This window comes from Rhodococcus sp. P4_B6, assembly GCF_056402215.1.
Map to the genome: position 1 here is coordinate 1 of NZ_JBFUHV010000232.1, position 11,014 is coordinate 11,014.

An 11,014-nucleotide genomic window follows, 5' to 3' on the forward strand; every position below is an offset into this window, starting at 1 on the left:
CGAGGTTAGACCAGCGATCCACTCCAGCCGAACAACTGTCTTTGCGGTAGCCAACCCGCGCATATCAGACTTCGACAACGCGTCGACAACCGACACGCTCGCCACCAACCAACAGATTCATCCGGGGCCACCCGAGGCGGACGTCCCTCGACGACGGTCCTGGACGTCCGCCTCCTGCTGCCCTCTTGACAAATCTGCGTCCATATCAGTTCTCGTCGTACCGCGGCCAGCCCGGATACGGAGCAAGCGTCGGGTATGGGGCGTCGTGCGGGAGGTCCCACTTCGTGGGCCGATTCGACGGCCCGTCCGGCATCCGGTTCAGGCATTCGAGGAACGCATCTTGATTTCGTGCGCTCTTTACGTGGTCAACTACTCTCGCCTCGCCGAATACATCGGCGATCGGAGCACGTTCAGGACCTTTCGCCGATTGGATGCCGGTGCTCGAGTCTTTCATCGAAATCTCCACCGTTTCCGCCACGATATTTGTCGTTCCGACGTTGAAGAATCTTCCGTCGTCGCCCTCGCGCATCACCGAGTAGTCGCCTGTGCACACGGTCGCAAACCAACCGTGTTCGGTCGGTGTCATCCAAAGCAGATGTTGAAACTGCGTACCGACAAAGTTTCGCCTCGCCAGATCGTGGGGGTTGCCGTAGTCGGTCCGGAGACTCTCGTCCACAGCTTTCGAGAACCCCGGATATCCCGCGCCCGAGGTAAGGGCCCTGACTGTCAGGTAGTACGACTCCACGTACGCCCTGACAACTGTCGCCGCGGGGGTGAACAAGTCGATGCCGGGATCCGCCGACCAACGGTAGTTGTAGTCGATGTTGTCGGGAATGGAATACGTAGCAGAGTCAACTGCCGGCGACACGACTGGTTCTCGTGTCGGCTCGGATCCGCACGCCGACAACAAGAGAATTGCAGCGATCGTATGGATGCCCAGCCGCCTCACTGCCCGTACCTCAAGTCCTTCACCTGATCACGGCCCGCGTTCAATGCGTCAATGAAATTGCCCAGTCCCGTGATGCCCGAGTCCGTCATGTATCCGACCAAGCCGGACTGCAGCAGAGGGAGTCTCTGGTAAGGATTTTCAGCGCCAATCTCGTCGTATGAAAGCAGTGGGCCATTCTCGCCATCGCGAAACAGATCGAGCCCCTCGTACGGTTCCAGGGCCCCACCGTTCGCCGCCTGCAAACCCAACGCAATCTGGTAGTACTGATTTGCCAGCAAGGCGTTGTCGGCGAAGTCAGTGTTCGCCTGAAGTGTGCTGTCCGGTATGGAGCCCATGACCGCGCTCTTGAACGTCGGGTCGGCGAGATCGATTCCGCTCGAAATCAGAGGGCCTGCGACGGGAATGAATTCGACGCCCTTGCTGATAACTGTCCTGATCGTGTCGTAGGCAACCCCCTTGCTCTCGAAACCGGCTGCGTTCTAGGAGGTTTCGTCGCCGAGTCGGTCGGCGAACTCGAGATCGAACCCCTTGTCCACCACGCCCTGAAGATTGCCCGCCCATCCCCCGTACTGGTAGTGGGGATTCTGATGTGTCTGGCCGTCGACAGCCCATGCCTGTTCCAGTTGCGCCGACACTCCCAGGGCCTGCGCGTTGAAGTAGCCCGCCGCGTCGGCGTTGGAGTCGATCACAGAGAAGATTCGCGGCACTTCCTCCAGCCGCAAGTGCGCATGTCCCGATTCGCCGCTGAAGGCATTGGTTCCGGTAAAGGACTCGGGCACCCCCACCATATTGCCGATGTAGGGTGCGAGTGATGTGCCCAAAGCCTGGGTGATTTCGGGGTTTACCTCGCCGATGGCCTGGCCTTTCATCCCGGGGATGTCGAGGAGTTCGGCGTCTTTGGCCGCGAGGATCTGTGCCAGCCCGAAGGCCGATTCGCCGGCTTGCTGCGACCGGAACATCTCTCCGGGGTCCGACGGATCGGAGGGTCTGGCGTCGCCGGCGATCCAGTCGAACATCCCGGCGACGTTCTGTTCGCCGCCCTCGGCCCAATCGCGCTGGAGCAGCGGCATGACGACGTCGTCGCGGTTGTAGCCGGTCGGCATGCCTTCACCGGACAGGATGTTGTGGACGGCGACGTGATCGCGGCCACCGACCCCGATCATGTCCTGCAGGAGTGTGTCGACGCCGTCGCGGCCCAGGACGTTGTGGTCGAAGGAGTCGCCGATCAGCAGACTCTTGTCGTTGGTGGCCGACGCGATCTCGCCGGCACGGGAGAGGAGATTCTCGCTCAGCTCACTGCCCTGCTGGACGGCAGGGTCCGCGAGTCCGAACGCCTTGGTGAATCGTGCCAGGTCGTGGCCGTTGTTGACGACCATCGACTGCTGCGGGGCGTCGTGTGCGCCCTTCGCGAGGTTGCCGGTCGACGTCACCGGTCCCTCGAACAGCCCACGAAGACTTTCCGGGATGTGACTCTGTCCGCCGACGTCACCGGCTGCACTGCCGACGTTGTAGTTCGACACGACGGCGAGGCCGTTGGACAGCGCGCTCGCGGCCTCCGTGCGACCGTTCTCGCTGTACTGCTCTGAGAGTGCGAGGAAGCCGTCCTTGCCGGCTGCGGTGTAGAACTGCTGGAGGAAATCCATAGTTCCCTGCGGAATGTCGGTGACCTTGCCGCCGTCGGCCAGCGTCTTCACTTGTGCTGGGGTGAGCCCGGCGGCCGCGATCTCCCGCGCAACGCGGTCACGGACGTCCTGCGGAATGTCGGAACCGCCTCGCGCGACCAGCTCGCCCAACTCGGTGCCCTCGTGCCCCGACAGGCCCGCCGACGCGGGGGCGCTCGCCGCGACGGCCCCGAGGGCGTCCCGGATCGCCGTCGCCATGTCCCGATCGGCGTTGTCGAGTTCCGTCAGTGCCCCATCGAGTTGGCTGCGCCAGTATTCCATCAGGTCGGCGTGCTCGGCGGCTTCGGCGTCACTCATCGTCTTCGGCCGACTGACGATCTGCCAGTCGTCGGAGACGGTGCATCCGTCGGTCGCCGCTTTGTCGATCACGGCGGCGACGTAGTCCCGTGCATGACCGAGGCGATCGGCCCCGCCCACCAGGGCGGTCGACAGATCCTCCAGATCGTCTGCGAGCCGACGGAATTCCGTCCGCTCGGTGTTCGCCCGCTGCTCGGCGGCCGCCTGCGACGGGCCGCGCCAGTCGTCGTGGAGGCCTAGATCCGCGACGACCCGATAGACGTCCTCGGCCCGGCTTCGCGTGTCTTCGGCGGTCCGACCGATTTCCTCGCCCGCTGACCTCAGGTCCTGCGGGTTCCAGACGTGCAGTTGCGACCTCGGCGGAATCACATCTCCCCCATCGCCGACAGCTGCGAAGCGAACGCCGTGTCGGTGACGTCGTAGTTCTCGTCCCCGTCACCCGCGATGAACGCCATCTCGTCGATGCGACTGGCTGCCACGCCGAGCGCGGACGCGAGAATGTCGCCGGCGTCCCGGCACGCGGCGGCGGTGTCGGACCCCTCGACGGCCCGGCCCGCGTCGTCGAAGCTCCGCCGGCCGCCCAGCGCCTCGACCTCACGGGCGATGGCGCCGAGCGAACCGGACATCGCACGGAGCATGTCGGGGTCGACCTTGACGACCGTGACGTCCGGTCCGCCGAGCACCGGCGGCAATCCTGGGACGCTCGCCAGCGGAGGCTGCATCGCGCCTGTTCCGTCCAGTGAACCGATGACACTGTCCGGCCACGTCATATCGCCCTCTGACATCGACTTCCCCCTGTTATCTGCATCGAGGTCCACCCCTGGACCCGGGCCACCGAATGCTCGGCGACCGTGGAGAGAATAGCGGACCACCCTCACACGGACGTGTGACCACGACACGGTTGTGCATCGGTTGGGCGGATACGCGGATTGGGAATGGCACGAACCGGGTACCGAGACGAGATGGCCATTACAGATATCAAGGAGTACAGCCACCTCACCGAGGCGGACGTGGAGGCGCTGGGCGCGGAACTCGATGCGATCCGCGCCGACATCGAGGAGTCCCGCGGCGCCCGCGACGCGCGGTACATCGATCGGGCGATCAAGCTGCAGCGGTCACTGGCGATTGCGGGCAGGGTTGTCCTGTTCGGCAGCCGGAAGAGACCGGCGTGGCTCCTGGGTACCGCCCTGATGGGTGCGGCGAAGATCATCGAGAACATGGAACTCGGCCACAATGTCATTCACGGCCAATGGGATTGGATGAACGACCCCGAGATCCACTCGTCGAATTGGGAGTGGGACAACACATGCCCGTCCTCGGGGTGGAAGCACTCCCACAACTACGTGCACCACAAGTTCACCAATATCGTGGGACTCGACAGCGACGTCGGCTACGGGATTCTGCGGATGACCCGCGACCAGAAGTGGTCGCCGGTGTACCTGGCGCAGCCGTTCTACAACGTGCTGCTGGCGTTGCTGTTCGAGTGGGGTGTCGCGCTGCACCACCTGGACGTGGAGAGTATCCGGCGCGGCGACTACGACCGCGCCGAAACCCTTCGCAACGCGAAGGAGGTGGGACGGAAGATCGCGCGGCAGGTCGGCAAGGACTACGTGGTGTTCCCGGCGCTGACCGGCCCGGCGTGGAAGAGCACCCTCACGGCGAACATCACGGCCAACGTGATCCGGAACCTGTGGGCCTACGGTGTCATCTTCTGCGGCCACTTCCCGGACGGTGCCGAGAAGTTCACCGAGGAGGAGTTCGACCAGGAGACGAAGGCCGAGTGGTATCTGCGCCAGATGCTGGGCTCGGCGAACTTCCACGCGGGCCCGGTGCTCGCGTTCATGAGCGGCAATCTCTGCTACCAGATCGAGCACCACGCGTTCCCGGATCTCCCCAGCAACCGCTACGCCGAGATCGGCGTGAAAATGCGGGCACTGTGCGACAAGTACGACCTCCCGTACACGACGGGTTCCCTCCCCCACCAGTACGGACTCACCCTGCGCACCATCTTCAAACTCGCCCTGCCGAACCGCTTCCTGTCGGCGTCCGCGGACGACGCACCGGAGACGGCGTCGGAACTGCGCTTCCGCATCCGGGGTGGGATGAAGGAAGTGTTCGGGGTCGACCCTGCGACCGGTAAGCGGCGCGGGCTGCGCACGGCGCTGGCGATGATCCGCAACTGACCCGGACGCCCGCGCGTACCGGAAGCGTTGCACCGGATCTGATCGAACAGGATCACCTGGGCAGCAACGGTTCCCACCACCGCAACACAAGCAAGAAACGGCTATCGCGGCGATAGCCGCTGAGCCGGAGAAGTTCCTTGACGCTGCCGTGCGCCGACACCAGGATCAGTGAGACCGTCGTCACAAATCCCTTGATGTGTGGAGGTAACCTATGGCGTCACCTGTTCCCACTCCCGAATTCCCTATGCGCAGGACTTGCCCGTTCTCCGCGCCTGCCGGGTACCGCGAACTGCGAGATACTCAACCGGTTGCGCAGGTGAACCTTTGGGATGGCCGTTCGGCCTGGTTATTGACGCGCTACGACGACATCCGTTCGATCCTGCGGTCATCCTCGATCAGTTCGCAGACGAGAAGACCCAACTTTCCCTTCCTGTCCGCGTCCGATCAGGCAGCCAAGATGCAGGACGAATCCCTCCAACGGATGGACGGACCAGAGCACAGCCGACGGCGCCGACTACTGATCCCCTTCTTCACCGTTCATCGGATCGAGGCATTGCGGCCGACTGTGACGAAGTTGGTACGGGAACTCCTGGAGAACCTGGTCACCAAGACTCCGCCTGTCGACTTCTTCACCGAGTTCTCCCTGGTCGTGCCGTCGACAGTCGCATGCGAACTACTCGGCGTCCCCTATCAGGATCACGAATTCTTCCAGGAGAAGAGTGCGATACGGATCTCACGCACAGCCACCCCCACCGAAATCACGGAGGCCACCGACGAACTGCTCGACTACCTCGGCGGACTGCTCGACGCGCGCCGTGTCGAGCCCCGCGACGACGTCATGACCTTCTTGGCGGACCATGTGTCCAACGGTGATCTGACCCGCGAAGATGCGTTGATGGACGCGAATCTCCTCCTCCTCGGCGGCCATGAAACCACCGCCAACGTGATCACCCTGGGAACGATGGCGCTACTCGAGAATCCAGACCAGCTGGCGCGAATCACCTCCGGCGAGGTCACCGTCACCAACGCCATCGAGGAACTTCTCCGCATCACGTCGGTCACGCACAGCAATGCGATGCGCCTGGCGCTCGAAGACATCGAGGTCGGCGGTCGAACGATTCCGGCGGGCGACGGCTTCATTGCGGCGGTGTCCGCGGCGAACTGGGACGAGTCCATCTTCCCGAATCCGGAGGTACTCGATGTCGGCCGGCCGGAAGCCCGCCAGCACATGGCCTTCGGGTACGGCGTTCATCAGTGCCTCGGGCAGGCTCTCGCGCGCATGGAACTCGAAGTTGTGATCGAGGCCGTGTTCGACGTCATTCCCAGTCTCCGGTCGGCACAGCCGATCGAACAGCTCAGATTCAAGGATGATTCAGCGTTCTACGGGGTCCACGAATTCCCGGTTACCTGGTAGCGAACGAACCACACAGACAACTCATGGTGCGGGCTTCACCTGCCGGGTGGGCCCGTGAGGAAGTTCGATGGCAAGGAGCGGTTGTGATTCGGGTGTCGGTAGACAACACGAAGTGTATTGCGGCGGGACTCTGCGTCGGGCGTGAGCCGGGCATCTTCGATCAGAACGACGACGACGGTCTGGTGTTCGTTCTTCGGGAGAACGTCCTCCCCAGCGAGCAAGAGGGGGTGATCGAATCGGAACGTATCTGTCCATCCGGAGCCATTGTGGTGCACACGGATTGATCACGGTGCCCGATCGATGGGTGGAAAGCAGGCTTCACAGTGCGCAATTCGTTCAACGGAACCGAAGTGAGACTCGTGGTCGAACAACGGACGGTCCTCACCGATGACATCATCCAACTCGAGTTACGAAACGAAGACGGATCGGATCTTCCGGCGTGGGATCCGGGGTCGCATATCGAGTTGATCCTGTCGGAATCCATGGTTCGCCAGTATTCGCTGTGCGGAGATCCCGCCGACCGTGGCAGTTGGAAGATCGCGGTGCTCCGGGACGTCTCGGGCCGGGGCGGATCGCAACGAATTCATGATGAACTGCAGGAGAAGTCGTTCGTGACGGCACGGGGGCCACGCAACCTGTTCCCACTCCGGCCGTCACGTAACTACCTCTTCATTGCGGGCGGGATCGGTATCACCCCGATGCTGCCAATGATTTACGCTGCGGCGAAATCGGGTGCCCGATGGGCGATTCACTACGGTGGCCGCTCACGCAAGTCGATGGCTTTCGTCGATCAGCTGTTGGAATTCGACCACGCCGGCGTTCATCTCTATCCGCAGGACGAGGTCGGGTTCATCGATCTCGGTTCAGCACTGGCAGATCCCGATCCCGAGACCTTGGTCTACTGTTGTGGACCTGAACCGCTTCTCGCCGCGGTCGAGGACCAGTGCCGGCCGACCTGGCCTTCGGATTCTCTGTGTGTGGAACGCTTCTCCCCGCGAGCCATCGACGAGCACGCAGCCGAGACTGCGTTCGAAGTAGAACTGGTGCAGAGTGGGAAGACAATTACCGTGAATCCCGGTCAGAGCATTCTCGACGCCGTCGAACAGTCGGGTGTTCCGGTCCTCTCGTCGTGCATGGAGGGTACGTGTGCCTCGTGTGAGGTCGCGGTTCTGGACGGCGTCCCGGACCATCGGGATTCCGTTCTCGACGAGCGTGAACGCGAGGCCGGCAAGACGATGATGATCTGCGTCTCGCGTGCACTGAGTACGCGTCTCGCCATCGACCTCTGACCGGTAGAGCCCTTGCCCCCACGGGGGCAAGGGCTCTACCTTTTCGGCCAGGGCATGACGATCTACAACGCTCTACGTGCCAGGCTGAAGACCTGCCCGGTGGGACCGCCGACGCGCTGCTGGGCCAGCCACCCGACCAGTTCTGCGACTTCATGCGGCAACTTCACACGCTCACTCGGCAAGCCGTCAGGGGCTTCACCCACTGCGACCAGACCTCGAGTGAGCTGTGTCGCTACTGGCCCGGGAATCACTTCGTTCACGTCGATACCATGCTCCCAGACTTCTTCGGCCAAGGTCTTCGTGAGATGACTGACTCCCGCCTTGGACGCACCGTAGGCCGAAAATCCAGCCGTCGTGGAATGCCCGTGACCCGACCCGATCAGGATGATCCGGCCGCCGCCCGCCTCGATCATGAAGGGGAGAACGGCTCGCGCAATATTGAACGTGCCTATCAAGTTCAGTGTGACCACACGGGCCCAGTCGGCGGGATCGGCGTCGATCACCGCGCAGGGAGCCCCCGCACCGGCACTGTTGACGAGAACATCGACGTCACCGAACACATCGACGGCTTCACGGATCGCGGCATCGCACGCGTCGAAGTCGGCGACATCGCACGGTACGACCAGCGCCTTCGCGCCGAGCGCCTCCACCTCATGTGCGACAGCGTCCAGCTCCGCTGAAGTTCGAGAGGCCAGGACGATGTCGGCGCCCGCGCCTGCAAGGTGGAGTGCGCACGCACGGCCGATCCCTCGTCCTGCCCCGGTGACGACCGCAACCTTGTTCGACAGATCGAATGCGTCACTCTTACCTGCTATCTGATTGATCATGCGAGAATCCCTCTGCTACCTAGATCAGACGCGTGCGAAGGGCGGGACGATGTCTTCGTAGTGCACCGCGCCCTTCTCGAGCATGCCCAGCCGGTCCATCACCTCGGCAGCATGCTCGATCCCGCTACGAGTGACCTTCCAGTTGGGACCGACCTTCGGGAAGACACGATCGACCATGAAATCGATTGTCCTGGCCGCGTCTTCCGGTGCCTCGTTGTTGAAGGTTCCCTCGTTGAGGAGTTGTGCCGCAGCAGCCCGATTGTCAGTAATCCATGTCTTGGCCTCCCACTGCGCAGCAAGCCACGCGTCGGCAGTGTCCTGATTCGCTTCGACCTTGTCTTCACGCATGACCAAGGGACAAACCTGCAGATCACTCAACAGCTGCGGGGTACCGGCGGCACTGAAATCGATCAGCATCCGGCCACCGACTTGCGTGGCAACAGACAGACCCGCGCCGAACGTGAATCCCACATAGGCATCGAGCCGATCGTTCTTCATCTGGGCGATGGCCGCCGACAGCTGCCCAACCCCGAGGACAGTAATGTCATCGCGTTCCATCCCAGCCGCCTCGAGCGCCAGATTCAGAATGTTGTCGGTACCTGCACCGATCGCGGTGACACCAATCGTCTTCCCCTTCAAGGAAGCCATCTTTTCGACGAAAGAGGCGTTCTCACCGGGCCAGTTACCCGGCCCCACGATCAGGTTGTAGGTGTTGACCGGCATGCGCATACCGACAATCACCGGCCGTTTGCCGTTCTGACTCTTGGCGAAGGCGAGCATTGCGCCCATCGTGTCCATCGCAGCGCCATCGATCGCGCCCGCACTGACCATCTGCAAACCTTGCACACCGCTCTGGGGGTAGATGAGCTTGGGAACTTCCAGGTTGAAGAGGGAGAACTGGTTTTGAGCGACATTGATCGCATCGATCAGGAAGTTGTCGCCGGATGACGATCCCACGACGAATGGAGTCGGCCTCGCGAGCGCACCAGCTGCTTTCGGTCCCTGCGTTCCGGCTGCTCCGCCGCCTCCGCCGCATGCGGCGAGTACGGAACCGACACCGACGGCCAGCGCTCCAGCGCCGGCAAACTTGAACACATTGCGCCGGCTGATTGCAGACCCGGGCGCCGCTCCGCGAATTCGCCCGGCGGATTCGACACGGTGGAAATCCTTGCTCATCGCTCTCCCTAAGCTCACAACATCAGGGCAGGCAAAATCGATCGTTTCGCCTGAAAGTGGACAGCCGATCCCGAATCGTACAAACCACAGAAGTTCCCGCACGCGATATCACAGGACGTTCACTCACCCAAATCGGCTGGCCACTAGTGGACCAGCAGCGCACCGAGGTGTCAAGGTCGATCGACATACCCGGGAACTATCACCCCGATAGACATTTTCGGTTGCTCGTATACCCCCGGGATGCGATTCTCACCTCATGAGAGATTCTGTGTTGCAACGGCATCCAACTCGGAGTTTCATGCGCCTTCTTCGTCGGACCCGATAGTTCGCGCACAGTTGCCTCCGCTCCCCCGAACTGATCCGTAAAGGAACTGACATTGCACCAAGCACTGAGATCCAATGTGCCTGTCGCCGCCGCCGATGTCGAGTACGGCCGACTTCTCCGGTTGAACGGACATCGGATTGTCGTACTCGGGGCCGGAAGTGGCATCGGGGAACACACCAGTCGCATGTTGGCCTCCATGGGCGCCGAATTGGTATGCGTCGACGTCGACCCCGCGGGCGCGGAGTCGATCAGCCGAACCCTGAACTGCCCTTCACTCTGTGCCGACGTGACGTCCGAGTCCGGCGTCGCGGAACTCGTGAAGTTCATCGAAGACGAAGTCGGGGAGATCCACGGATTTGTCGACGTCGTCGGCAGGACGACTCCGAAGCCGTTGGCGGAGTTCACCTTGGCCGACTGGGAAGACGACTTCCGTGTCAATACCCGGCACGCGTTTCTTCTCGGGCAAGCGCTTTGTCCGCTGATCGCCCGCAGCGGCGGCGGATCCATTGTCTTCGTCTCCAGCTCGTGGTCCCAGTACGCCAGCCCGGCCGCCCCCGGTTACGGTCCCGCAAAGGCGGCGCTGAACACCTGGATCAAGCAACTCGCGGCCGCATACGGTCCGGCGGGCGTCCGAGTCAACGGCGTTACCCCGGGGTTCTTCCTGACCGCCCGCATGGTCGAGACGCTCGACCGGATCGGCCGGACAGCAGCAGAATCGATCGTCAACCAGGCTCTGCTCGAGCGCTTGGGGCAGGCGTACGAGGTGGCAGGCGCCATCGGATTCCTGCTGTCCCCGGCGGCCGGTTACATCACCGGCAGCCTGATTCCGGTCGAGGGCGGTGCGACCTCCCGAGACCCGCTCGGGTTCGCTC

General features: G+C 62.7%; 9 protein-coding genes and 1 pseudogene. 5 read left to right on the forward strand and 5 right to left on the reverse strand.

What is annotated here, in order from left to right:
• Window positions 1–205: 205 nt before the first annotated feature.
• The 3 genes and pseudogenes from AC1DWT_RS46025 to AC1DWT_RS46035 form a co-directional block, all read right to left on the reverse strand.
• A complete protein-coding gene (locus AC1DWT_RS46025) occupies window positions 206–949 on the reverse strand; it encodes a hypothetical protein (RefSeq protein ID WP_206012902.1) in 744 nt (247 codons plus the stop codon).
• Window positions 946–3,297 (reverse strand): annotated as a pseudogene (locus tag AC1DWT_RS46030) (WXG100 family type VII secretion target). Before AC1DWT_RS46030 ends, AC1DWT_RS46025 begins: the two are co-directional and overlap by 4 nt.
• Window positions 3,294–3,698: a hypothetical protein gene (locus tag AC1DWT_RS46035; protein ID WP_206015950.1), complete on the reverse strand. Its 405-nt coding sequence runs from the start codon at window positions 3,696–3,698 to the stop codon at window positions 3,294–3,296. The pseudogene AC1DWT_RS46030 and the gene AC1DWT_RS46035 overlap by 4 nt, the downstream one beginning before the upstream one ends.
• 192 nt (window positions 3,699–3,890) lie before the next feature.
• Between AC1DWT_RS46035 and AC1DWT_RS46040 the strand changes: the two genes are divergently transcribed.
• The 4 genes from AC1DWT_RS46040 (at window position 3,891) to AC1DWT_RS46055 (ending at window position 7,814) form a co-directional block, all read left to right on the forward strand.
• A complete protein-coding gene (locus tag AC1DWT_RS46040) occupies window positions 3,891–5,111 on the forward strand; it encodes a fatty acid desaturase family protein (RefSeq protein ID WP_072944170.1) in 1,221 nt (406 codons plus the stop codon).
• Window positions 5,112–5,355: 244 nt separating this feature from the next.
• Window positions 5,356–6,525, forward strand: a complete 1,170-nt coding sequence (locus tag AC1DWT_RS46045; RefSeq protein ID WP_241031658.1) for a cytochrome P450 — start codon at window positions 5,356–5,358, stop codon at window positions 6,523–6,525.
• An 83-nt stretch (window positions 6,526–6,608) separates the two neighbouring features.
• Entirely contained in the window at window positions 6,609–6,809 is a 201-nt protein-coding gene (locus AC1DWT_RS46050) for a ferredoxin (protein WP_206012904.1), read from the forward strand.
• A 66-nt stretch (window positions 6,810–6,875) separates the two neighbouring features.
• The gene (locus AC1DWT_RS46055) at window positions 6,876–7,814 is read left to right on the forward strand and encodes a PDR/VanB family oxidoreductase (protein ID WP_206012905.1); all 939 of its coding nucleotides are present in this window, start codon (window positions 6,876–6,878) and stop codon (window positions 7,812–7,814) included.
• 62 nt (window positions 7,815–7,876) lie between these two features.
• Here the strand turns inward: AC1DWT_RS46055 and AC1DWT_RS46060 are convergent, their stop codons facing one another.
• Window positions 7,877–8,641, reverse strand: coding sequence for an SDR family NAD(P)-dependent oxidoreductase (locus AC1DWT_RS46060; RefSeq protein ID WP_206012906.1), 765 nt, complete (start codon window positions 8,639–8,641; stop codon window positions 7,877–7,879).
• A 24-nt stretch (window positions 8,642–8,665) separates the two neighbouring features.
• Entirely contained in the window at window positions 8,666–9,817 is a 1,152-nt protein-coding gene (locus AC1DWT_RS46065; RefSeq protein ID WP_206012907.1) for an ABC transporter substrate-binding protein, read from the reverse strand.
• A gap of 509 nt (window positions 9,818–10,326) precedes the next feature.
• On the opposite strand from AC1DWT_RS46065, the gene AC1DWT_RS46070 reads away from it, so the two are divergent.
• On the forward strand, window positions 10,327–11,014 hold a 688-nt coding region (locus AC1DWT_RS46070; RefSeq protein ID WP_477925820.1), incomplete at its 3' end, for an SDR family NAD(P)-dependent oxidoreductase.